The 25,036-nt window shown below is 63.2% G+C and carries 17 protein-coding genes; 6 read left to right on the forward strand and 11 right to left on the reverse strand.

Annotated features, from left to right (window positions below; all coding sequences use genetic code 11):
- Positions 1–150: 150 nt before the first annotated feature.
- The 3 genes from OH764_RS10020 to OH764_RS10030 form a co-directional block, all read right to left on the reverse strand.
- Positions 151–984, reverse strand: coding sequence for a hypothetical protein (locus tag OH764_RS10020; protein ID WP_498846673.1), 834 nt, complete (start codon positions 982–984; stop codon positions 151–153).
- Positions 985–1,389: 405 nt separating this feature from the next.
- A complete protein-coding gene (locus tag OH764_RS10025) occupies positions 1,390–1,830 on the reverse strand; it encodes a hypothetical protein (protein WP_498846674.1) in 441 nt (146 codons plus the stop codon).
- On the reverse strand, positions 1,830–2,081 hold the full coding sequence (locus tag OH764_RS10030; RefSeq protein WP_498846675.1) for a hypothetical protein: 252 nt from the start codon (positions 2,079–2,081) through the stop codon (positions 1,830–1,832). Before OH764_RS10030 ends, OH764_RS10025 begins: the two co-directional genes overlap by 1 nt.
- Before the next feature lie 668 nt (positions 2,082–2,749).
- Here OH764_RS10030 and OH764_RS10035 point away from each other — a divergent pair.
- From OH764_RS10035 to OH764_RS10050, 4 genes are all read left to right on the forward strand, one after another.
- Positions 2,750–3,586: an IclR family transcriptional regulator gene (locus OH764_RS10035; protein ID WP_498846676.1), complete on the forward strand. Its 837-nt coding sequence runs from the start codon at positions 2,750–2,752 to the stop codon at positions 3,584–3,586.
- A 388-nt stretch (positions 3,587–3,974) separates the two neighbouring features.
- Positions 3,975–5,408, forward strand: coding sequence for an MdtA/MuxA family multidrug efflux RND transporter periplasmic adaptor subunit (locus tag OH764_RS10040; RefSeq protein ID WP_498846677.1), 1,434 nt, complete (start codon positions 3,975–3,977; stop codon positions 5,406–5,408).
- 18 nt (positions 5,409–5,426) lie between these two features.
- Positions 5,427–8,561 (forward strand): MdtB/MuxB family multidrug efflux RND transporter permease subunit, encoded by a 3,135-nt coding sequence (locus OH764_RS10045; RefSeq protein WP_498846678.1) that lies wholly within the window; start codon positions 5,427–5,429, stop codon positions 8,559–8,561.
- Positions 8,562–8,565: 4 nt separating this feature from the next.
- Positions 8,566–11,880, forward strand: a complete 3,315-nt coding sequence (locus tag OH764_RS10050; protein ID WP_498846679.1) for an efflux RND transporter permease subunit — start codon at positions 8,566–8,568, stop codon at positions 11,878–11,880.
- Positions 11,881–11,992: 112 nt separating this feature from the next.
- On the opposite strand, the gene OH764_RS10055 is transcribed toward OH764_RS10050, so the two are convergent.
- The 3 genes from OH764_RS10055 to OH764_RS10065 all read right to left on the reverse strand — a co-directional run bounded on the left by OH764_RS10055 (position 11,993) and on the right by OH764_RS10065 (position 14,626).
- Positions 11,993–12,457, reverse strand: a complete 465-nt coding sequence (locus OH764_RS10055; protein ID WP_498846680.1) for a hypothetical protein — start codon at positions 12,455–12,457, stop codon at positions 11,993–11,995.
- 22 nt (positions 12,458–12,479) lie between these two features.
- On the reverse strand, positions 12,480–13,043 hold the full coding sequence (locus OH764_RS10060; RefSeq protein WP_498846681.1) for a peroxiredoxin: 564 nt from the start codon (positions 13,041–13,043) through the stop codon (positions 12,480–12,482).
- Between the two features lie 245 nt (positions 13,044–13,288).
- A complete protein-coding gene (locus OH764_RS10065) occupies positions 13,289–14,626 on the reverse strand; it encodes an EAL and HDOD domain-containing protein (protein ID WP_498846682.1) in 1,338 nt (445 codons plus the stop codon).
- Between the two features lie 296 nt (positions 14,627–14,922).
- Here OH764_RS10065 and OH764_RS10070 point away from each other — a divergent pair, with 296 nt between their 5' ends.
- Both OH764_RS10070 and OH764_RS10075 read left to right on the forward strand, forming a co-directional pair.
- Complete coding sequence (locus OH764_RS10070; protein WP_498846683.1) at positions 14,923–16,737, forward strand: putative bifunctional diguanylate cyclase/phosphodiesterase; 1,815 nt, start codon at positions 14,923–14,925, stop codon at positions 16,735–16,737.
- 91 nt (positions 16,738–16,828) lie between these two features.
- Positions 16,829–18,286: an HDOD domain-containing protein gene (locus tag OH764_RS10075; RefSeq protein WP_027777319.1), complete on the forward strand. Its 1,458-nt coding sequence runs from the start codon at positions 16,829–16,831 to the stop codon at positions 18,284–18,286.
- Between the two features lie 130 nt (positions 18,287–18,416).
- On the opposite strand, the gene OH764_RS10080 is transcribed toward OH764_RS10075, so the two are convergent.
- From OH764_RS10080 to astD, 5 genes are all read right to left on the reverse strand, one after another.
- Complete coding sequence (locus OH764_RS10080; protein ID WP_498846684.1) at positions 18,417–19,796, reverse strand: EAL and HDOD domain-containing protein; 1,380 nt, start codon at positions 19,794–19,796, stop codon at positions 18,417–18,419.
- Positions 19,797–20,104: 308 nt separating this feature from the next.
- Complete coding sequence (locus OH764_RS10085) at positions 20,105–20,905, reverse strand: ABC transporter substrate-binding protein (protein WP_088175212.1); 801 nt, start codon at positions 20,903–20,905, stop codon at positions 20,105–20,107.
- A gap of 279 nt (positions 20,906–21,184) precedes the next feature.
- Entirely contained in the window at positions 21,185–22,237 is a 1,053-nt protein-coding gene (astE, locus tag OH764_RS10090) for a succinylglutamate desuccinylase (protein ID WP_498846685.1), read from the reverse strand.
- Entirely contained in the window at positions 22,221–23,561 is a 1,341-nt protein-coding gene (gene astB, locus OH764_RS10095) for an N-succinylarginine dihydrolase (RefSeq protein ID WP_498846686.1), read from the reverse strand. The genes astE and astB overlap by 17 nt, the downstream gene beginning before the upstream one ends.
- Positions 23,562–23,570: 9 nt before the next feature.
- Positions 23,571–25,034, reverse strand: a complete 1,464-nt coding sequence (gene astD, locus OH764_RS10100; protein ID WP_204521054.1) for a succinylglutamate-semialdehyde dehydrogenase — start codon at positions 25,032–25,034, stop codon at positions 23,571–23,573.
- Positions 25,035–25,036: the final 2 nt, after the last annotated feature.

Genomic DNA, 25,036 nt, shown 5'->3' on the forward strand with positions numbered 1-25,036 from the left:
GGCAACGATGCGGATACGGACATCTTCGCCGTCCGCTACGATTTGTATGCACGCCTCAGGCGTTGACGCAGCATCCCCAGCTGTTTGTCGCTCAACAAAGAGGGTGAATTGTCGGGCGTCCATATAAGGGCCAAGCGGCCATTGGTATCCTTAGGCGTGAAGCGCCTCCGACGCGCGTTCCCACAACGGACGGCGCGGGTCAATTTCCGCACTCGCTGTGTATAACGGCGAGACGTCAATCGGCTCTGTCTCGTGCAGGCCGTCGTAGGCTCTTACCGAGGTCCGCGACCATTCGGCCGCCCAAGCCGCAGCGGCTCGCTCGAGCACCTTGCAATCACCGTCATCGTCGAGCATATCGAGCGGGGTCCGGTCGCCAAGAGTGCCGTTCTGTGCCGTCAAAAAATCGAGGCGGCTCATCGGCGGCGAAGGTACTATGATTTGGCAGATTGCTTGCAGCCGCCGCAGATTGTGCGCAGGGTCTGCGAGCACAGCGGGAATGTACTCAGCACCGTCGACTTCAACTGCTAACAGACTGCCATCGCCAAGCAGTCGCTCAAGTTGCGTCCCATCTGCGCCGGTGCGCACCCGGAAGTCAGTGGGTGACAGCAGCTCTCCATTTGCAATTATTTCGCGACGGCCGTCGAGCGCTTGCTGCCAAAGATGCTCGCGAAGAATGTCGCCGCCAAGGTCTTCGCCAGCTTCGATGTAAGCCTGCCGAACAATGTCTTCTACGCGAGCAATCACATCGTCAGGCATTGGTTGAAACCGGTGACGGTCGGTCGCCGGTAGACGGAAGTGGTTTGCGGCTATTTTGCGTACAAGCGATGAGGCGACGAATTGAGGCACATCGAATTCCATATCGATGTTGCGCATGGCGATATCCCAACCGCTGCTAGCCATACCGAACTCCGATAGGAGCCGACGGAATGACCACGTCGTCATGCCGGCATGAGTCGCGTCGGCACCAATAAACAGCGATGTCACTCACCGAAACTCCTTCGTTGCAAGTAACACCACAGAGACAGCCTCGTAAGAGACTTGCTCGCAGTCGTACCGAAGGTCCCGGTGCGGACTACCAGGGTACAGAGAATAGTACGGCCGGCCCTTGCTGACTCCGCGTTTGTACGTCCACGTCTCCATCCCTCCACAAACATAACGAGCGGCCTGCGCATATTCCTCAGCGTCGCCATCCGAGAGCAGCATCACGATGGCATCAGGGTTTGCGTCGCGCAATACGTTCATTAGGTCGATGACCCTCATGAGTCTGCCCCTCCTTTTGCCAAGGTCCGTAGAAGTCGACCTACTGCTTGGCCCGCAACGGCCGCACTCAACGGAACAAAATTGCAAGCAACAGCCAGTTCTCGCTCAGAATCCGTAAGCGCATGTGAGTCATGACGCCGCCTTGAAAATTGCTCGCGTAATCTCGATGACGTCATCCCGCAACGAGAAGCGTATCGGGCCAACACCAGCAAGTGGGCTGCCAATAACGGTGCTGCGGGGTGTTGCATATGCCTTGCTTCTCTGGCATGCGACGTCGATGCGAATGGTCGCTAGGACGCGGTCTTCGCAGTCGGAGTCAGGAAGCGTTTGATGGACAAAAATGGTGAAGCGGGAGGCCACGGGATACGGACCACGCGGCGACGGATGGTCAAGCGCATCTACGGCTCGCTTCCATATCGAGCCGCCCATTCCCACCGATGTTCCGTCGCACACAACGCTTAAGATGTCTCCGTCACAGTCGCCCAGGTACACGGACACGTCCGTCTGGACACCCGTGATATCTCGTAGCGAAGTCGGGTCTTCGGACACCGATACCTTGTCTGCAGCCATCACTTCGTGTCCTTGCGCTGCTTCGCAGTTGGTCGCTTATACATGGAAGTCTTACTTCCACCCTGGATTTTCCGGCTGATGAGCCGGCGCCCTGTCGCCATTGGAAGCATCGGCAATTGTGTCGACAGGCGATAGGTGTATTCGGCCGCGAGCGTCCCGAGGCTCACCTTGATGCCAAGCTTTTGGACCGCCTCGGCAGCGATTACCTCGAACGGAGCAGCCGGCGCCAGTTGCCCGGAAAACTTATTCAACCTTGTTTTCGCGTACACACCCGAACCGACTCTTACCAACGCTCCGGCCTTGACCAGTGTTTACAGCACGCGACTCAGTTGCGAGGGATGCCCCAAATGAGATAACTCCGACCTGAGAATCACCGCGCCTGGCCGCTGCCGCATTGAGCGCATCACCCTGTCCCTTAGTCGCGACTTGCTTGCCGCGGTCATCAGTACACTTTGTTGTGCCCTCATAAGAGCAAAAAAAAGGCGTCACGTTACCGTGACGCCTTGAAAAGTTCTAGCCATTCCGAGGGCCGTGCTAGAACCTGAGAGAAGGTACTTCGAAAATTGGCGGGTGACCGAACGCGCTTGAGCGGTGTCGAACACAGACGGCGCCAGGCGAGCAGTATCAAAGTAGGCGGACACGCGCTGATCGCACAGCCTCCAAGTCACCGAAGCTCAGAGGTACAAACGCGACACCTGATACTCGCTTTCGAAATGAGGTTCCATTTTTTCCGGTAATGCTGACTTAGTCAAGCAAAATCTCGGGACCTTCGGCGCGATGTCGGAAATTATTTCGTTACAATGATCAGATGAAGAAAATACGCGCGAGGCAAGCCCGTGCAAATAGCGTTTCGAGCCCAACGCATCGCCGTTAAGCGCCCCTCTAAGCCAATAATCTGAAATAACGTTTCATAATCCACATGAACCCACGCACGCGACTCAATAGCTTCGCCGACCCCGTCAAGGAAAAAGACGGCTCCGGCGACGAAGTCACCGCGCTGGCCCGTGGTCTGACGGTGCTCCGCGCGATTGCCGCCGCAGACGCGCCGCTCAGCAACCGCGAGTTGACCGAACTCACCGGCATTCCGAAGCCGACAGTCTCGCGTATCACCGCGACGCTCGTGGGCACCGGCTTTCTATTCCGGTTACCGGACAGCGAGCGTTTCGTGCTGACTTCGTCGGTGCTGGAACTGAGCAATGGCTTTCTGCGCAATTTCGACATTCGCGCGCGGGCCCGCCCGTTTCTGATCGAACTCGCGGAGCGCACCCGGCTCTCGGTGCATCTCGCCGTGCGCGACCGGCTCGACATGGTGGTGATCGACGTGATCCGGCCACGTTCGGCCGTGCTCGTGTCGCGCCTCGAGGTCGGCGCGCGGATGAGCCTGAGCCGCACCGCCATCGGCCGCGCCTACCTGGCGGCGCTCGACGAGCCGGAGCGCATGAAACTGCTGACCGGATTGCAGGCCGCCGAGGGCGACGACTGGGGCCACGTCGGCGGCCGGCTTGAAACGGCGCTGCAGGAAGCCATGGAGCGCGGCTTCGCGATCGCGACCGGCGAATGGCACGACGGACTGAATGCAATCGCGCTCGGCTTCACCGGCCCGTCCGGCGAGCGGTACGCGGTCAATTGCGGCGGCTCCGCCGACCAGTGCCCGCGCGACTGGCTCATCAACCGTGCCGGACCCAACCTGCTCGATTGTGTCGCGCGAATCGTGCTGGAGATCGGGGGGACGCCGGGGCGCCGTCTCGACAACTGAACAACAGAAGTGCCGCGAACGCGCTGCCCGCCCCGCTCAGCGGCCAGCCATTCCACATCGTGTAACCGGCGTAATCAAAAGAAAAATACGCGGGTGGACTGTTACAGAGCGCGGGACGTAGGATCATGCATTCCTGTCGCGGAGCCGCGCCCGCGCGGTCTGGCCTCGGGGCCGTCCGGCACGGTGCGCAGAATCCCCGAGCGCACGCGTGTCCCGCAGCACTGTGCATGCATCGTAGGCCACGTCTCAGGTAGCATCGCGCTGAACATTTGCGGACCGACCGCTGTCGAAACCGCCTGTCGTGCGATCCGCACGCATCGGGCGCCACGCGCCAATGCGGCACAATCGCGCGAACGCCTCACTTCCAAGCCAGTCACTGACCGAACCGATGGACGAACAACAACAGCATTCGGAAACTTCACGCCCCACCGCTCCGGTTTCCCCGACGCCCGCCAGTGGCGGGCCTGACCGTCCGTTGCACAGCCGCGATAAGCGGGACACACCGCCCGGCGTCGTCAAATCGCATCGCGGCCGCAATATCGCACTCATCGTCGCCGCGCTCGCGATTCTCGGCTTCGTGCTGTGGCGCTGGCATCCGTGGGGCTCGCCGGGCGGCGCCGCCGCACCGGGCGCGAGCGGCACACATAGCGGGCGGTCCGGCCGCGGCGGCCCGGGCGGCATGGCGAACATGCCGCAACCGGTCCATGTGGCCACGGCGACGCAAGGTGAGATGCCGGTCGTGTTGACCGCGCTCGGCACCGTCACCCCGCTCGCCAGCGTGACGGTATTGCCGCAACTGAGCGGCACGCTGCAAGAGGTGTATTTCAAGGAAGGCCAGATGGTCAGGAAGGGCGACCTGCTCGCGCAGATCGACCCGCGTCCCTATCAGATCTCGCTCAGCAACGCTGAAGGCACGCTCGCGCGCGACGAGGCGCTGCTGCAAACCGCGCGTCTTGACCTCAAGCGCTATCAGACGCTGCTTTCGCAAGACTCGATTGCGAGCCAGCAGGTCGATACGCAGGCATCGCTCGTGCGCCAATATGAAGGCACTGTGAAGTCCGACAAGGCCAACGTCGACACCTATAAGCTCGACCTCGTTTATGCGCGAATCACCGCGCCGGTGTCGGGGCGCGTGGGCTTGCGGCAGGTAGATCCCGGCAACTACGTGACGCCGAGCCTGACCAACGGCATCGTCGTGATTACACAATTGCAGCCGATCAGCGTCATCTTCACCACCTCCGAAGACAACCTGCAGCAAATCCTCGAGCAGGCGCAATCCGGCACGAAGCTCTCGGTCACCGCGTACGACCGCAGCAACACCACGTCGCTCGAAGGCGGCACACTCGAAACGCTCGACAACCAGATCGACACCACGACCGGCACCGTCAAGCTGCGCGCGATCTTCCAGAACAACAAGAACCTGTTGTTCCCGAATCAGTTCGTGAACACACGGTTGCTCGTCAATACGATCAAGGACGCAGTGATCGTACCCACATCGGCTGTGTTGAACGGTTCCATCGGCCAGTTCGTGTACGTCGTCAAGCCTGACAACACCGTCACGGTGCGCCCGGTGAAGGTCGGCCCGGTCGATGGCGAGCGCACCAGCATCAAGTCGGGTTTGCAAGTGGGCGAGCGCGTCGTGATCGACGGTTCGGACCGCCTGAAGGAAGGCGCGAAAATCACGATTCCGGCGGACAAACCGCGCGGCGCGCGCGGGGCCAGCGGTGCACCCGCAGCTGCGGCCTCCGGTGCCTCTGGTGCCTCCGGTGCCTCGGCTGCACGCCCGCACCACGGCAAGCACGCAGCGCAAGCTTCGCAATAAGGGCATGGCACTTACCGCATGAATCCATCCCGCGCCTTTATTCTGCGCCCCGTCGGCACCGCGCTGCTGATGGCGGCGATCATGCTGGTCGGCCTCGTCGCCCTGCGCTTCTTGCCGCTGTCAGCGCTGCCGCAGGTCGACTATCCGACAATCCAGGTGCAAACGTTCTATCCGGGCGCGAGCCCGGACGTGATGACGTCGTCGGTCACCGCGCCGCTCGAACGTCAGTTCGGGCAGATGCCCTCGCTGAATCAGATGTCGTCGCAAAGCTCGGCCGGCTCGTCGATCATCACGCTGCAGTTCAGCCTCGACCTGCCGCTCGATATCGCCGAGCAGGAAGTGCAGGCCGCGATCAACGCGGCGGGTAACCTGCTGCCCTCGGACCTGCCCGCGCCGCCGATCTACGCAAAGGTCAATCCCGCCGATGCGCCGATCATCACGCTCGCGATCACGTCGAAAACATTGCCGCTCACGCAGGTTCAGGATCTCGCCGACACGCGTCTTGCGCAGAAAATTTCGCAGGTCGCGGGCGTGGGCCTTGTGAGTCTGTCGGGCGGCCAGCGGCCGGCCGTACGGATCCAGGCGAACCCGCGCGCGCTCGCCGCCTATGGCTTGAATCTTGACGACTTGCGCACCACGATTTCGAACCTGAACGTCAACACGCCGAAGGGCAACTTCGACGGCCCGACGCGCAACTACACGATCAACGCAAACGACCAGTTGACCGACGCCGATGCGTATAAGAGCGCGGTGGTCGCGTACAAGAACGGCCGTCCCGTGATGCTGACCGACGTCGCCACCATCGTGCAGGGCGCGGAAAACACAAAGCTCGGCGCGTGGGTCGACGGCACGCCCGCGATCATCCTGAACGTGCAGCGTCAGCCGGGCGCGAATGTGATTCAGGTCGTGGATAGCATCAAGAAACTGCTGCCCCAGTTGCAGCAGTCGCTGCCGGCCGCACTCGAGGTGCAGGTCGTCACCGACCGCACCACCACGATCCGCGCTTCCGTGCGCGACGTGCAGTTCGAACTGGCCATGTCGGTCGTGCTCGTCGTGCTCGTCATGTACCTGTTTCTCGCCAACGTGTATGCGACCATCATTCCGAGCCTGTCGGTGCCGCTCTCGCTGATCGGCACGCTCGCGGTGATGTATCTGTGCGGCTTTTCGCTGGATAACTTATCGCTAATGGCCTTGACGATCGCGACCGGCTTCGTGGTCGACGACGCGATCGTCATGATCGAGAACATCGCGCGCTATGTCGAAGAAGGCGAAGCGCCGCTCGAAGCCGCGTTGAAAGGTTCGAAGCAGATTGGCTTCACGATCATATCGCTGACTGTCTCGCTGATCGCCGTGCTGATTCCGCTGCTCTTCATGGGCGACGTGGTAGGCCGTCTGTTCCATGAATTCGCGATCACGCTCGCGGTGACCATCGTGATTTCGGCAATCGTGTCGCTCACGCTCGTACCCATGATGTGCGCGAAACTGTTGCGCCACACGCCACCGCACGAGAGCCACCGCTTCGAGGCGCGCGCGCACCGCGCGATCGACTGGGTGATCGCCCGTTATGCGGTCGCGCTCACGTGGGTCCTGAGCCGGCAACGCGCCACGCTGGTCGTTGCAGTGCTGACGCTCGTGCTGACCGCGCTGCTCTACGTGTTCATTCCCAAGGGCTTCTTCCCGGTGCAGGATACGGGCGTGATCCAGGCGATTACGCAGGCGCCGCAGTCGGTGTCGTATGCGTCGATGGCCGAGCGCCAGCAGGAACTCGCCGCGCAGATTCTGAAAAACCCGGACGTGGAAAGCCTGACCTCCTTCATCGGCGTGGATGGCAGCAACATCACGTTGAACAGCGGCCGCATGCTCATCAACCTGAAGCCGCGCGACGACCGTAGCAGCACCGCGAGCGAAGTGATCCGGCAACTGCAGCGGGACGTCGCGCATATCGCAGGCGCGTCGCTGTACATGCAGCCGGTGCAGGACCTGACGATCGATTCGACCGTGAGCCCCACGCAGTACCAGTTCATGCTGACCGACCCGAACATGGGCGAATTCACGACCTGGGTGCCGAAGCTCGTCGAGCGGTTGAGGCAGTCGCCGGAACTCGCGGACGTCGCAACCGACCTGCAGGACAACGGTCAGTCGGTCTACGTCGAGATCGACCGTGCCACCGCGTCGCGTTATGGCATCACACCCGCCACCGTGGATAGCGCGCTTTACGACGCATTCGGCCAGCGCATCGTCTCGACGATTTTCACGCAGTCGAACCAGTACCGCGTGATCCTAGAAGCGCAGCCGTCGATGCAGCACTACACCGAGTCGCTCAACTCGATCTATCTGCCCTCTTCCACCTCGTCGGGCGGGCAAGTCCCGCTCTCCGCGATCGCGAGATTCATCGAAAGACCGGCCCCGTTGCTCGTCACGCACCTGAGCCAGTTCCCCGCCACGACGGTGTCGTTCAACCTGGCGCCGGGATCGTCGCTTGGCGCGGCCGTCAAGGCAATTGGGCAGGCGGAACAGGACATCGGCTTGCCGGCCTCGTTCCAGACGCGCTATCAGGGCGCGGCGCTCGCGTTCCAGGCGTCGCTATCGAACGAACTGTTCCTGATTCTGGCGGCCATCGTCACGATGTATATCGTGCTCGGCGTGCTGTATGAGAGCTTCATCCACCCGATCACAATTCTTTCGACGCTGCCTTCGGCAGGCGTGGGCGCATTGCTCGCGCTGCTGATCACGGGCCACGACCTGGACATCATCGGCATTATCGGCATCGTGCTGCTGATCGGCATCGTGAAGAAAAACGCGATCATGATGATCGACTTCGCGCTCTATGCGGAACGCGAAGAAGGCAAGGCGCCGCGCGAAGCCATTTACCAGGCGTGCCTGCTGCGCTTCCGGCCGATCCTGATGACCACGCTCGCCGCGCTGCTCGGCGCGCTGCCGCTGATGCTCGGCACCGGCGCCGGTTCGGAATTGCGTCGCCCGCTCGGTATCGCGATCGCGGGCGGTCTGATCGTCAGCCAGCTGCTGACGCTCTTTACCACGCCGGTGATTTACCTCGCGTTCGATTCGCTGGCCCGCCGCACGCGCGAGCGCTTCAACCGGGGCGGTCCATCGGCGGGCGCAACGCCGCCAGCCACGGACGCAGGGAACTGATGCGATGAACCTGTCGCGTCCGTTTATTTCGCGCCCCGTCGCCACCACACTGCTGGCAATCGGCATTGCGCTATCCGGCATCTTCGCTTTCACGAAGCTGCCGGTTGCGCCGCTCCCGCAGGTCGACTTCCCGACCATTTCGGTCCAGGCATCGTTACCGGGTGCAAGCCCGGACACGGTCGCGACCAGCGTGGCGAGTCCGCTCGAACGGCATCTCGGTTCGATCGCCGACGTCACGGAAATGACGTCGACGAGTTCCGTCGGCTCGACGCGCATCACCATGCAGTTCGGTCTGAACCGCAACATCGACGGCGCAGCGCGCGACGTGCAAGCGGCAATCAACGCCGCGCGCGCCGATCTCCCCGCGAGCCTGCGCAGCAATCCGACTTATCACAAGGTCAATCCGGCTGACGCGCCGATCATGATTCTCGCGCTCACGTCGAAAACGCTCACCGCCGGTCAGCTCTACGACTCGGCGGCCACGGTGCTGCAGCAGTCGCTGTCGCAAGTGGACGGTGTGGGCGAAGTGGACGTGAGCGGCTCGGCGAATCCGGCTGTTCGCGTCGAACTGGAGCCGCAGGCGCTTTTTCACTACGGCATCGGTCTCGAAGACGTGCGCGCGGCGCTCGCCGCGGCCAACGCGAGCAGTCCCAAGGGTTCGATCGAGTTCGGCCCGAACCGCGTGCAGATTTATACGAACGACCAGGCGAGCAAGGCGTCGCAGTATCGAGACCTCGTGATCGCCTACCGCAACGGCTCGGCGGTCAAGCTATCGGACGTGGCGGAAGTCGTCGATTCCGTCGAGGATCTGCGCAACCTCGGGCTCTTCAACGGCAAGCGCTCGGTGCTCGTGATCCTGTATCGCCAGCCGGGCGCGAACATCATTGAAACGGTCGACCGCGTCACGGCTATGCTGCCGCAACTGCATGCGTCGCTGCCGGCCGACGTCGACATCTCGCCCACGTCCGACCGCTCGGTCACGATCCGCGCGTCGCTGAAAGACACCGAGTACACGCTGATGATCGCGGTCGCGCTCGTCGTGATGGTCGTGTTCCTGTTCCTGCGCAACTGGCGCGCCACGCTCATTCCAAGCGTGGCGGTGCCAATCTCGATCATCGGCACGTTCGGCGCGATGTACCTGCTCGGCTTCTCGATCGACAACCTTTCGCTGATGGCGCTGACGATCGCGACAGGCTTCGTCGTGGACGACGCCATCGTGGTGCTGGAAAACATCTCGCGGCATATCGAGAACGGCGTGCCGCGCATGAAGGCTGCATTCATCGGCGCGCGCGAAGTCGGCTTCACGGTCATGTCGATCAGCATCTCGCTCGTCGCCGTGTTTCTGCCGATTTTGCTGATGGGAGGCATCGTGGGCCGGCTGTTCCGCGAGTTCGCGTTGACGCTGTCGCTCGCAATCGGCGTGTCGCTAATCGTCTCGCTCACGCTCACGCCAATGATGTGCTCCCGCCTTCTGCGCGAGCCCCGCGAACAGAAAGAGGAAGGCCGTTTCGGACGTTGGCTCGAACGCGGTTTTGCGTCCATGCAACGTGGCTACGAACGCACGCTCGGCTGGGCGCTGCTGCATCCGCGCCTGATCCTCACCATTCTGCTCGCGACCATCGGCTTGAATATCTGGCTGTACATCATCGTGCCGAAGGGCTTCTTCCCGCAGCAGGATACCGGGCGGCTCATCGGCGGCATTCAGGCGGACCAGAGCACGTCTTTCCAGGCCATGAAAGGCAAGTTCGCGGAGATGATGGAGATCGTCAGCAAGAACCCGGCCGTGGATAGCGTGGTCGGCTTCACTGGCGGGCGGCAAACCAATTCGGGCTTCATGTTCGTGTCGCTCAAATCGAAGGGCGAGCGCAAGCTTTCCGCCGATCAGGTGATCCAGCAACTGCGCGCGCCGCTTGGCGACGTAGCCGGCGCACGCACGTTCCTGCAATCGGTGCAGGACATCCGCGTGGGCGGGCGGCAATCGAATGCGCAGTATCAGTTCACGCTACTCGCCGATTCGACACCCGACCTGTATCTGTGGGGACCGAAGCTCACCGAGGCGCTGCAGGCGCGCCACGAACTGACCGACGTGAATTCCGACCAGCAGCAAGGCGGACTCGAAGCCATGGTGACCATCGACCGCGCGAGCGCGTCGCGACTCGGCATCAAGCCCGCGCAGATCGACAACACGCTGTACGACGCCTTCGGTCAGCGCCAGGTATCGACGATCTACAACCCGTTGAACCAGTATCACGTGGTAATGGAAGTCGCGCCGAAATACTGGCAGAGCCCCGACATGCTGAAGCAGATCTACGTCAGCACGTCGGGCGGCAGCGCGAGCGGCGCGCAGACCACCAACGCGCCTGCGGGCACGGTGACGAAGGCGACCACCACGTCGTCCACGAGCGCCTCAGCGGGCGGCACCGCGGGCACCACGGCGTCGAGCGCCGCGACGATCGCCGCCGATTCCGCGCGCAACCAGGCGATCAACTCGATCGCCGCGAGCGGCAAGTCGAGCGCTTCGTCGGGCGCGGCCGTGTCGACCTCGAAGGAAACCATGGTGCCGCTGTCGGCAATTGCGAGCTTCAGTCCGGGCAATACGCCGTTGTCGGTGAATCACCAGAGTCAGTTCGTGGCCTCGACGATCTCGTTCAACCTGCCGCCCGGCGTGTCGCTGTCCACGGCAACCCAGGCGATCTACGAGACCATGGCGCAGATCGGCATGCCGGCGACGATCCACGGCAGCTTCCAGGGAACGGCGCAGGCATTCCAGCAGTCCATGTCGGACCAGCCGATTCTGATTCTGGCCGCTCTCGCCGCGGTGTACATCGTGCTCGGCATCCTGTACGAGAGCTACATTCACCCGCTGACCATTCTGTCGACGCTGCCGTCGGCGGGCGTGGGCGCGCTGCTGGCGCTGCTGCTCTTCAAGACCGAGTTCAGCATCATCGCGTTGATCGGCGTGATTCTGCTGATCGGCATCGTCAAGAAGAATGCGATCATGATGGTGGACTTCGCTATCGAAGCGTCGCGGCAAGGCCGCTCGTCGCGTGACGCGATTCACGAGGCGTGCCTGCTGCGTTTCCGTCCGATCATGATGACCACGTTCGCGGCCATGCTCGGCGCAGTGCCGCTTGCGTTCGGCCGCGGCGAAGGCGCGGAGTTGCGCGCGCCGCTCGGCATTGCGATTGTCGGCGGGCTGATTGTCAGCCAGATGCTGACCTTGTACACGACACCGGTGGTCTATCTTTACATGGACCGGATTCGCGTTCGCTGGGAGTCGCGGAAAGCGCGCAGGGGCGGGATTGCTCCGTCTGCGTGACGCATGGCGTTGTGCGTACATAGCGTCGTGCATGCGCGATGAAGCGGCGGTTGAACCGGCAGTACCGCCGCTTCACCGCCGCTCCATCGCCGCTCCACCGCCGAAAACGACCTCAAAGTTTCTGGTCGATAGCGAGCAAAAAAATGCGCCGCCATTGCTTTGCTTGCCCTTCGCTTTGCATCGGCAAGTGCCACACGCCGTGTGCGGCATCCTTCACTTTCAGCGCAACGTGCCATTGCGCGCCGTCGCGCTTCATGTCGGCCCCGAGCAGATCGGCAAAGATATACGCGCCCTGCTCCGAGCCCAGATAAATCTCACACAGACGCTTGCCCGACGCGAGCCGCACCGAGCCCCAAGTGCCGTCGAGCCGGTGCGTCCAGTCGCTGTCGCGAATATTCGGCGCAACTTCCTTGCGGCGGCGCAACCAGTACGCGACGGCGGCAATCAGCAGCACGGCGGCCAGCACCGCCGCACCGACGGCGACCGTCGTGCCGAAGGCCGACTGCAACCCATAGAATGCGCGCACCGCGCCATAGACCAGCGCAATCAGCGCCAGTAGCGCAACAATAATCGGCATGGCGAGTTCCCGACGATGAGCCTTAAGGCTGCTTGTGCGCAGCGGCCCAGTCCTTCACGGCCTTAAGCGTATTTTCGACGTGCTTTTCCGGTGACAGGCTCGTGTATTCGTAGATGATCTTGCCGTCAGGCGCGATCACGTATGAGACACGATTGGCCATCGAACTATGCATCGGCAAGCCCGCGTCATATGCGCCAATCACTTTCGACTCCGCGTCCGCGGCAACCGGGAATTTGCTGCGGCACTCGCTTACCGAGAATTTCGTCAACGTGTCGATGTTGTCGTGCGACACGCCGATCACCGTCGCCCCATATTTCTTGTATTCGTCGACGGCCTCGGCGAATTCATGAGCCTCGATCGTGCAGCCCTTCGTGAAAGCGGCCGGGTAGAAGTACAGCACCACCGGTCCCTTCTTCAGCTCGTCGGCAAGCGAATAGGTGTACGTCTTGCCGCCCAGCGACGCCTGCGTGGTGAACTGCGGTGCCGGATCGCCCGGCTTGAGTGTCGCGTTCGCCGCCAACGAATACGCGGCGAAGGCCACCGACACGGCAGCGGTCAGCGCCGCCGGTATGAATTTTCTTTTCATCTGCTGATCCTTTGAGCGTTGATGCACACGATTCCGGCGACGAGTCTACGGCCTCGCCGTCCAGCGCGACCATGGCCGGCCCGGCAAGGTCCGGGCACAGTCCGGGCACCTTCGAGGCAGCCTGGCAGCCAGGTACGGACCTAAGCGGCAAAGCCGGACATGACCGACCGGCCCTGCGCTCTATTGGACCACGTACACGCAGAATACGTGCGCCGCACCTCGCAGGATGCAAGCAACGGCGCGGATCAGGCGGCCGCTTCTTCCACGTGCGCGCCAAACCACGCGGCCGCGGAAAGGTTGAGCTCGGCGAGTACCTCGGGCGTGAGCGCGGCGAATTCCGGCGGCGCATCGGGTCCGAGCGCGATCGACGCCGCGTCGCCGCCTTTGCCCGCCAGCTCCGCGATGCGCAACAGCGTACCGAGCGCTCCGTGATGCGTGACGATTGCCTCGCGGATCTGCGGCGCAAGACCGAGCTTTTCCAGCACCACCTTCGGTGTGCTGCCGAGCAGCACATGTACGAGCGAAAAAATGCCCGTCATGAACGCGGCATCGGCGAATTCGTCGTCGGCGGGACGCATCCAGCCTGCCGCCAGTTCCATGAAGCGCGAACGGGTACCGGCCAGTTGCACGAGCGGATCGGCGCGCCACGGCAAATCGCCGCTGTCCGCATAAAGCAGCAGTTGCGCCCAGCGCGCGATCTGGCGCGTCCCTGTTGCGATGATCGCCTCGCGCAACGACGCGATATTGCGCCCAAGACCGAATGCGCTCGAGTTGACGAGCCGCAGCAACTGGACGACCACGCTCGGGTTCAGCTTCAGTTCGGCTTCGAGTTCGACGATGCCCGCATCGCGCGACAGTAGCGCGAGCAGTCGCAAGAGGCTCGGACGCGGAGACCGGTTGCGCGGCGCGGCCAGCACTTGTGGCCGCGCGAAGAAGTAGCCCTGAAACAGATCGAAACCGAGATCGCGGGCGAGCGCGAAGTCCTCGCGTGTCTCGACTTTTTCGGCTAACAGCGTCTTGCCGTAGCCGCGCATGGCGGCGGCGAGTTCAGGCAGATCCGCTCGCTTCGCCTGCAAAAAATCGATCTTGACGATGTCCGCATGCGGCAACATGGCGAGCAGTTCGCCGGACAGTTCGCTGACGTCGTCGAGCGCGACCTGGAAACCGCTGCGCCTCAGTTCGCTCAGTCTGCGCGCGAGTTGCGCGTCGAACCTCACTGTTTCGAGGATCTCGAGCACGAAGCGTTCGGGCGGCATGACGTGGACAATGTCGTCGAAGAGCATCGCCCGATCAATATTTACGAAGCCGCGATGCCGCCCGAGTACCGCAGGCACGCCGATTCCGCCGAGGGCGCGCGCCACGACCTGCGCCGTCGCCTGAGCGTCGTCGGTGATTTCCGCATAGTTGTGGGCGCCGGCCCGGAACAGCAGTTCATAGGCGTTGAGCGCGCCCTGGCGATCGAGGATCGGCTGGCGGCCAAGATAGACGAACTGGGGCGAGGATGCCCGGTCGGCATCCTCGCCGGACGCGTCGCGCACCTCGATGCGCCGGGCAGTGGCACGGACCAAATGAAGTTCAGACATGGATCATCGGTGCAGCTTGTCGGAGTGTGGCGCGGCAGCGGCGCACCGCCACCGCACAAGGGGTTTGCCGTATTAACGGACGCCGGGTCGCCGCACTTTAACCCAATCGCCGGAACGCCTGGCCATGGCGGCCCGCCGCGCCTTACGAAAAGTTTTTCCCGTTCGCCGGCTAAAGATTTCGGGGCCCGGGCCGTTATCTTGTTCTGATGGGGCGGCCTGATACCTTTTGACCGCCTTCACCAGGCGAACAGCAAGCCGCTCCGCCTGCAGACGAACACAGGTTGCCAGCGACAAACATGGAAGCGAACAGGATCACCGCGCCCCGCCGGGGCTCCTTGCGCACGGTCGTCGACCGGCTTCTTGCGCTTGGCCGTCGCGTGGATGACACGCCGCAAGCAGCCCCGCCTTCACCGCCGCAACTGGAACAGGTGGTGGGCGCCGTCGATCTGCTCGCGCACGTGGACAGCGAACTGCGCTTTATCTATGTGTCCGACGCGAGCCTGCGCTTTATCGGCTATCACCGCGAATATCTCGAGACGATCACGCTGCATGAACTGGTCGCCCAGGCCGATGTGCCGCGCCTCGACGCGCTGCTTGCCCGCGCGGCGGCTTCCGGCAACGTGGAGAAAGCCACGCTCGGGCTCATCAAGTCGCTCACCTACCCGATCACCGTGGAGTTGCGCGTGGTGCGCAGCAGCCACAACGGCATCGGCGGCTATGCGATTGCCGGCTTCGACGTGTCCGCCTGGCGTGCGAGCGAGGAGCGCCTCATCCAGGCACTGCATCTGGACCGCCTGACCAACCTCGCCAACCAGTCCGCGCTGATTCCCGCGGTGCTCGAGGCCCAACGGCAAGCCGACGCGCACGGCACGCCGGCCGCGCTGCTGCTGCTCGACATCGACGATTATCAACGCGTGAACCGCGCGCTCGGCTACGATGCCGGCGACGAGATGCTGCGCGACACCGCGCGGCGTCTGATGAACATGACGAGTCCGAGCGAGACCGTGGCGCGCGTGGCCAGCGACGAGTTCGCGATCCTCGTGAAGACCGCTGCGAACCGCACCGACGCCGCCGCCGCCGCCGAAACGCTGGCCCGGCGTCTCTTGACCGCGATCCAGCAACCTTATGTATTCAGCGGCCAGCAGGTGCATCTTTCGGCGAGCATCGGCATCGCGCTGTATCCCGATGTGCGCCACGCCAACGACACCGCCGCGCATGACACGCATCTGCTGCGCTGGGCCGACCACGCGTTGTTGCAGGCCAAGGCGGCCGGCGGCAATACGCTCGCGTTCTACGTGCCCGACGACAATCCCGCCGACGCGGAGCGCCTGAAGCTCGAGGCGGATCTCTACGACGGCGTGCGCAACGGCGAGTTCTCGCTACATTTCCAGCCGATCACGAGCAGCCGCACGCACGGCGTGGTCGGGGTCGAGGCGCTGATCCGCTGGCTGCATCCGGTGCACGGTCTCGTGCCGCCGTCGATGTTCATCCCCCTCGCGGAGTCGATCGGCCTGATCAACTTCCTCGGCAACTGGGTGCTGAAAATCGCGTGCATGCAGTTGATCCAGTGGGACGCCAAGGGTATTTCGCTGCAATACGTCGCCGTGAACGTGTCGCCGCAACAGTTCCGCGATCCGCGTTTCAAGGACGCCGTGCGCGAAGCGATCAATCTGACCGGCATCGACCCGCGGCGCCTCGTGTTCGAAATCACCGAAAGTCTGCTGATGCACGACCCGGCACACGCGAAGGTGTTGCTGGAGGACCTGACCGCCATGGGTATCCGCTTTGCCGTCGACGATTTCGGCACCGGCTACTCAAGCCTGGCTTACCTGCAACGGTTTCCCCTTGCAAAGCTCAAGATCGACAGGAGTTTTGTCGAGAATCTGCTAACCTCCCGAAACGACCAGGCGATTGTCAGCGCGGTGGTCGGCCTCGCCCAGACACTCGACCTGGAACTGGTCGCGGAGGGCGTCGAAACCGAAGCGCAGCGCGCCCTGCTGACCGAAATGGGATGCGACCACATACAGGGCTGGCTCGTCTGCCAGGCGTTGCCTTCCGACGAACTGGCGCAGCGTTTCGAAGCGCGCTCGCTTCACCTGCACAGCGCCTAGCAGTGCGGGTCAAGCGCTTACGCAGCGGCACAAGCCGGCTTCAGGCCGGCGTGGCATTCATTGGAACATGTATGGCTTTTGCGGGACTCACATGGTAAAGGCGGCTGTGCTCGACCGGCTGTGGACGCGAATGAGCGAGCGCGGCGATTTCCCCATGCTGTCGCAGTCGCTGCGCACCACCATGGCGGCGATGAACAATGACGACCTCGACTTCACCGGCCTCGTGCAGGTCGTGCTCTCGGACTTCGCGCTCACGCAAAAGGTGTTGCGGCTTGCGAACTCGGCCATGTATATGGCTTTCGGCGGCAATATCACCACCGTGTCGCGCGCGCTGATGGTGCTGGGCATGGACGCGGTCGGCCATCTCGTGGTCGGCCTGAAGATCGTCGATCACTTTCATCACAGCGCGCCACGCCGCATCGACGCGAAGCTCGAACTGAACCGCACGCTGCTCTCGGGCTGCGTCGCGCGCAAGCTGACCGAGCGCGGCGATCTGCGTGCCGGCGAGGAAGCCGTGGTCTGCACGCTGATGCGCCAAATCGGCAAGCTGCTGGTGGTCTTCTATCTCGACGCGGAATGGGATCAGATTCGCCGCCACATCGACGGGGGCACACAGGAAGCGGACGCTTGTGTGCTGGTGCTAGGCGTGACGTTCGACGAAATCGGCGCCGAAGCCGCGGTGCGCTGGCGCCTGCCAGACATGATCCGCTCGGGCATGGGCGAATTCGATCCGCAGGACACGGAGCAGCCGCGCCAGGTGCAGTGGCTGCGTGCGATCACCAATTATTCGACGGCGGTCGCCGACGTCCTCACGCAGCAGAACGTGCCCGACTTCGAGCGCGAGGAACGCATCGCCGAACTCGCCCAGGAATATAGCCACGCGCTCAACACCGATCCCGAAGTGCTGCTCGAAATGAGCGTCGCGCTTGCCCGCGAAGAAGGCGGCGACGGCGTGATGCGGGAAATCGTCGAACTGCGCGCGAACGCTGACGCGATGGCGCGCGAAGCGCTGAACCCGGAAGCGCGCATTGCAGCAGGTGTCGAAGACCTGCGCGCCCTCCCCGACACCAGTTCCCTCGCGCCGGCCCTCGGCATGGCTTCGGAAACGGTGCTCGCGGCGCTTGGCTTTGCGCGCACGGTAGTGTTCGTCAAGCACAGCAACGGCACCTTCCGCGCGCGCCTGGGTCTCGGCCCGAAAATCGATGCGGCGCTGCCCAAGCTTACGTTTGGTTCGGCCTTCGAGCCCGACGTGTTCCACCTCGCCATAGCGAATTCGGTGGGCATCTTCATCGAAAACGCGCGCGATCCGAAAATGGTCGCTCGCCTACCGGAATGGTTCCGCCGCTCTTTCGACGACGCCCGCGCCTTCGTGCTGTTACCGGTGGTGGACGAGACCGACCAGACGGTCGCGCTACTTTACGGCGACTGGTCTCACACTCAGGAGCCACGGCGCATCTCGCAGAAAGAGATGAGCGTGCTGAACGAACTGGCCAAGGAGTTAGGCCGTTTTTTCGGCCTGGGGCAAATGCGGGAAATGGAGACGATGTAAAGACGTGGCGTGATCGTTGATCACGGTACGTAAGTCTCCTGCTTCTGCATTTGCCCGACGCCTGATTTTGCAAGTCAGATTCGCGATGCCGGTTTGCGCTGCATACCGGCATCGCTTGAATTTCTGAGCTTCAGTCCTCGATTCTTTCCAGACCTTCCGCGCTGCGGTCCGCAACGCCTGCCCATGCGCCGGCGGCAAGTCCCATCTGAGCGACCTCTTCCACCGTCAACGGCGCAAGCTGTGCGCAGAGTGCGGCAAGCTCATCCCACGAGCCGTTTTCCAGCGCCTCGACAGTGTCCAGCAACAAACCGAGCGCGCCCTCGCGTTGCAGAATCGCCGCCTGGATCGGACGCGACAGCGTGAGCACATTCAACGTGCTTTCGAGCGAGCCGCCGAACACCGCGTCGACGAATGAAAACACACCCGTCAGAAACGCCGCGTCGGCTTCGTCGCGGCCGGCTTCCGGCAAGCGTTCAATCGCCAGTTCCATGAAACGCGCGCGAGTCGCCGCGAGTTGCAGCAGCGGATCGTCTTCGAGCGCGACCTTGCGGCCGTCGGCGTAGAGCAGCAACTGCGTCCAGCGCGCGATCCGGTCTGTGCCGGTCGCGTTGATCGCCTCGCGCAGCGTGGTCACCTTATGACCGACTGCGAGCCCGCTGGAATTCGCGAGCTTCATCAGATGCATCACCAGCACGGGATTGAGCTTGAGCTCCGCTTCGAGTTGCGCGACCGTCGGGTCGCCCGCGAGCAGCTGCAGCAGATTCAGCAGCGCATGGCGTGGCGCGCTGACGCGCCGGGTCAGCGCGGTTTGCGGGCGCGCGAAGAAATACCCCTGGAAGCGGTCGAAGCCGAGGCCGTGCGCCGTTTCGAAGTCGGCTTGCGCGTCGAGCCCCGATGCGATCAGCAGCTTGCCCGCCGACTTGAGCACGCTCGTCAGCTTCGGCAACAGCGCGGCGGGTGCGCGCGTGATGTCGATCTTGATGGCTTCCGCATAGGGCAGCAGTTTCGCGAAGGTCTCGTTGGGCTGCGTCACTTCGTCGAGCACGAAACGGTAGCGACGCCCATGCAGGAGCACGATGCGCGCAATCAGTTCGTCGTCGACTTCCATATTGGGCGGCAGCTCGAACAGGAAGCGCTCGGCGGGCAACCGCTCGATTGCGTCGTCGAACAGCATGTCCCGGCTCAGGTCGATGTACGCCGGATGCCCGGTCAGTGCGCCGCGCACATTGCTCTGCGTGAGGCCGCGGATGATCGCTCGCGCGACGCGCTGCGCCGGCGTGGGCGCGCGGCCTGCCTTGGCGCTGGCGTTGTCCGCGGTGCTTTCAGCGTCGAGGTCGTCATCGAGGTCGGGCAGCGGTTCCGCCGAAAATTCCGGCGCGCGTATCTTGAGCTCGTACCCGCACAGCATGCCGTCCCGATTGAGGATGGGTTGCCGTGCGAAGCTGGCGTTCAACTGCTCATCGTCCGTGGCGCCCGCATGGCCCGGATTTTCGACTGCAATGGTGCTCATTCTGGTCCCCCGCGACGCGCCGCCCCGGCGCTTGTTGCTGTTTTGGCTGTCTTATTGCTGCCGCTTTATGCGTGCCGCTTTATGCCCGTCTTGTCGCTTTCCTTCCGTCGCCACCGTACAGATTGCGACTGATTTATCGTTTGCGACGGCAGCACGCCTGGCGATTCTAGCGCAGGCAGTCTTGCACGGGCATGTCGAGAAAAGAATATCCGCAAAAATTTCGTCAGCGCAGAGAACCGGTTGTTGACCCGAAATAAAAAACGGCCGCAACTCGCGGCCGTTCCTCTCAGGTGATGCGCGGCGACGCGTTACTTGAGCACGACTTTCACGTCAAAGTACTTCGCCGCAAAACGGTCGATAGTGCCATCTGCCTTCAGTTCCTTCAGCGCCTGGTTCAATGCGTCCTTCAGCGCTGCATCGCCTTTGCGGATGCCGAAGCCCACGCCCGCGCCGAGCAGCTTCTCGTCGCTGACAGCGGGACCGGCGAATTCGAAGCCCGCGCCTTGCGGCTTCTTCAGAAAGCCCTTGGACGCCGCCTCAGCGTCCTGGAAGGATGCGTCGAGCCGACCGGACGCGAGGTCCGCATAAATCTGGTCCTGCGTCTGATACGGCACGACGTCGACACCCGCCGGCGCCCAGCGCGCCTTCGCGTAAGTTTCCTGGATCGTGCCCTGGAGCACCCCGACATGCTTACCCTTCAACGACGCAGGCGTCGGCAGCAAGCCACTGCCCTTCTTCGCGATCATCTGATTCGGGATCGTGTAGATCGGGTCCGTGAAATCCACTGCCTGACGGCGCTGGTCCGTGATCGTCATGTCCGAGTTGATCGCGTTGAATTTGCGCGCCTGCAACGCGGGGATCAGACCGTCAAACGAATTTTCCACCCACACGCATTTGGCCTTGAGCTTCGCGCAGACAGCATTGCCCACGTCGATGTCGAAACCCTGTAACTCGCCCGACGGCGACTTCGATTCGAACGGCGCATACGACGCCTCTACACCGAAGCGCACTTCCTTGATGTCCGCCGCCACTGCGGAGCCTGCCGTTACTGTCGCCGTTGCGGTCGCGAACAGCGCGAGCGCGGCCGTGTTTCGCCAATTCATCTTCATTGCGGGTGTTCCTCTACGGTATTGAACAAGACGGAGCCGAATCCGGACAGGCATGATTGCCGCGCCAAAAATGCGATTCAAACTCGTGCGGCCGATGTGGTGCAGCGCAGCAGCCGCGAGGCGGGGATTGTACAGGCGCGCGCGCCGCGCCCGCGGACAACTGAGCCAAGCCTCCAGGCGGAACGCAGAATCAGGCGTGCATTCAAACCTGCAACTTGATGTCGCGTCCACGCAAAAACATATTCGCCGATGCAGCCGCCGTTCATGCGAACCGCGCCGTTAGACGAGCTTGGCCAACGTGTCGTGCGTGGTCTCTATGACCATCAACCCGGCGCGCAAGCCGGGCTTGACCGTCGCGTTCGGGAACACGAGCCGCTCCTCGTCGTGTTGCACGACGTACCGATAGTCGCCATCACGCGCGAGCAGCGTGCCCTTGCCGAACGGCGTGAAGTTGGCGACACCGGGCGCGACCAGCAATTCGAACGCTTCGCTCGGCTTTGTGATCTGGTCGATCACCGTGAAGGCGCGAGGCAGTTCCGGCTGCTCGCGGCCACTCGTGCCCGCGAGCAGCTGACGCAAGGCCGAATCCGCGCCGGCAAAGCGTGTCAGGTCGTTCTGGCCGAACGGGCGCACTTTGCCTAGTTCGAGTGTGCACGCTTCGGCTTCGCACGCCTGCGCGGTGAAATGCGAATACGTATTGCCCTTCGTGGTGTGCAAAAGCACGGCACTGATGCGTGCCTCTGCAAGCCACTCGAACATCGCACGCGAAAACGGCCTGCCGGTATGCGGCAGCAACGCGAAGCGCTCGAACGCGGACGCGCGGATTGCCGTGTGCATGTCGATGTGCCACCGTGCTCCAGGCTGCCGCGACGCGGTGGCGAAGAACTGCGTCGCCGCCTGTTCGAGCGCGGCCGCGCGCGGCGCTTCGTAACTGTGCGGCAGTTGCAGATGCCGGCCGCTGAAGAGGCGGTTGAGATCGTCGTCGCGATAACGGCATGCGTCGCGCATTGCATCGACATTGCCGAGAATCACCAGCAGACGGCATGTCAGCGCAGCCTCGCCACGCGCTATGTCGCGCACGAGATAAGAAAGCAGTTCGATCGGCGCCGTCTCGTCGCCATGCACGCCCGCCGACGCCAGCACGCTGCGCGTGTCTGCTGCAATTGCCGCGGGCTCCATCAACAGAACGCCGTCGTCGAGCCACGACCAGCGCACGCCGCCGTCACAGGTGCCTTGTGTTTGGTTCGCGGAAGGCCGCGTGCCCGCGAGCGTGTACGCGAGGAAATCGTCCAGCATCGCGTGCTGCGCGTGGCGCTCAGCGCTGGAAGTCATAAAGCGACCCGAGTCCGAGAATCTGCGTCAGTTCGTCGAGCGCGCTGCGCGATTCGACGAGCAATTGCGGATCGGTCAGATCGGCCGGGGCAAGACGGTCGCGGTAATGCTTTTCGATCCACGAATCGAGCCGGCCGAACAACGCGTCGTCGATCCACACGCCTTGTGTGACCGCCGCGCGCTCCGCGTCGCTCAACACGACACGCAGGCGCAGGCAAGCGGGACCGCCACCGTTCTTCATGCTTTCGCGCAGGTCGAACACGAGCACGTCGTCGATAGGACCCGTATGCGATGTCAGATCGTCCAGGTAAGCGGCCACGCGCGGATTCTCGCGGCACTCCTGCGGCACCACCAGAACCTGCTTGCCGTCGGGGCGCGTCAGCAACTGGCTGTTGAACAGATATGACGACACCGCGTCTGCCACGCTCACTTGCGCGTCGGGCACTTCGATCACATTGAACTGAGCCTTCAGACCGGCGAGCTTCGCGCGCAATTCGTCATACACCGCGTTCTGCTCGACGAACGCAAGCTCATGACCGAACAACGTATTGCGATTGCCGACCGCGATCACGTCGTTATGAAACACGCCCGCGTCGATCACTTCCGGGTTCTGCTGTGCGTACACCGTGGCCTCGTCTTGCAATCCGTGACGGTGCGCAACCGCGCGGCTCGCCTCGAACGTTTGACGCGCGGGGAAGCGCTTCGGCTCCGGCCCGCGACGATACTCGCTGCGGCCATACACGAAGAATTCGACACCACGGGTGCCATATTCGGAACAGAAGCGCGTGTGATTCGCCGCGCCTTCGTCGCCGAGCGCAGGCGTGCCGGGCAGCGCTTCGTGCACCGCGAAGCGATCGGCGTCGCTGAAAATGGCGCGCAACGTGCGGCGCGTCGATTCGTGCTCGATCGCGCGATGCAGCTTGCTGCACAGATTGGCCGGCGTGAAATGCACGCGGCCGTCGTGCGTGTCGGCGGACGGACTCACCGTCGCGGCATTCGCAGTCCACATCGCCGATGCCGAACTTGCCGCGGCCAGCAACTCAGGCGCGTTTTTCGCCACGCGCGCGATCACCGTCGCGTCGTCGCCGGAAAAACCCAGCTCGCGCAACAGACGCATCGACGGGCGTTCCTGTGGCGGCAACACGCCTTGATGAAAGCCGAGATCGGCCAACTGCTTCATCTTGCGCAGGCCCTGCTTCGCGGCCGCCTTCGGATTCGCAACCGACTTCTCGTTGTTCTGCGACGCGACGTTGCCGAACGACAGCCCCGCGTAGTTGTGCGTCGGGCCGACCAGACCGTCGAAATTGGCTTCAGTGGCTTGCATCGTCGATCCTTAGAATTGGAGGCCCGGCGAAACGCTCGCGGGCATTTGCAGTTGCGCGCTTTCGACGGAAGCCATCGGGTACGCGCAGTAGTCGGCCGCGTAATAGGCGCTTGGCCGGTGATTGCCCGAACGGCCCGGTCCGCCGAACGGCGCACCCGACGAAGCCCCATTAGTCGGCCGGTTCCAGTTGACGATGCCCGCGCGGATGGTGCGCTGGAAGTGCGTCCACAGCGATTCGTCGTCGGCGAGCAGTCCTGCGGACAGGCCAAACTCGGTGTCGTTGGCTTTGTCGAGCGCTTCGTCGAAGCTGTCGTAACGGATGATCTGCGCAAGCGGTCCGAAATGCTCCTCGTCGGGCAGATTCTTCACAGCGCTCACGTCGAGAATGGCCGGCGTGACGAAACCCAGTTTCGGATCGCGTTGCTCCATCTTCAGCAACGCGTGCGCGCCGTCGGCAAGCAAACGCTCCTGCGCGGCGACGAGCCGCGAAGCCGCGCGCGCCGAAATCACCGCGCCCATGAAAGGCTGCGGTTCGGCGTTGTATTCGCCGACGCTGATGCGCGACGTCACTTCGACGAGGCGCGCCAGGAAGCGCTCGCCGAACGCGTCGTTCGGCACGAAGATACGGCGCGCGCAGGTACAGCGCTGTCCCGCTGACAAAAACGCCGACTGGATGGTGTGATGCACGGCGGCGTCGAGGTCCGCCACCGGTCCGATCACGAGCGGATTGTTGCCGCCCATTTCCAGCGCAAGCACGATCTCCGGACGTCCACCGAACTGCTTGTGCAACAATGTTCCGGTGTCCGAACTACCTGTGAAGAACAGACCGTCGATCTGCCGGTGGTTCGCGAGCGCAATGCCCGTGTCCTTCTCACCCTGCACGAGATTGAGGACGCCGGCGGGCAGGCCCGCGTCGCGCCACGTCTGCACGGTGAGCGCCGCCACGCCCGGCGCGAGTTCCGACGGTTTGAAAACAACCGCGTTGCCCGCGATCAGCGCCGGCACGATATGCCCGTTCGGCAAGTGGCCGGGAAAGTTATATGGCCCGAACACTGCCACTACGCCGTGCGGACGATGCCGCAATACTGCAGTGCCGTCCGCCATTGCCGAACGCTTTTCGCCCGTGCGCTCGTTGTACGACTGAATCGAAATCTCGACTTTCGCAGCCATCGACGCCGCTTCGGTGCGCGCTTCCCACAGAGGCTTGCCGGTTTCGCGGCCAATCGCTTCGGCGAGCGCCTCTTTGCGTTCGGTGACGAGCGCGGCAAAGCGGCGCACTACCGCGCACCGCTCGTCGAGGCTCGATGCAGACCATGCTGCGAACGCGCGGCGCGCGCTGCGCACCGCGCGGTCCACGTCGTCTGCCGAGGCGCTATTGCCTTCCCACACCGTCGCGCCCGTGCCCGGATTGCGCGACGCGAATGCGGGTCCTGTGCCGGCGGCCCATTCGCCGTCGATGAAAAGCTCGCTCATGA

Source organism: Burkholderia sp. M6-3, assembly GCF_050858985.1.
Classification (GTDB): Bacteria; Pseudomonadota; Gammaproteobacteria; order Burkholderiales; family Burkholderiaceae; genus Paraburkholderia; species Paraburkholderia caledonica.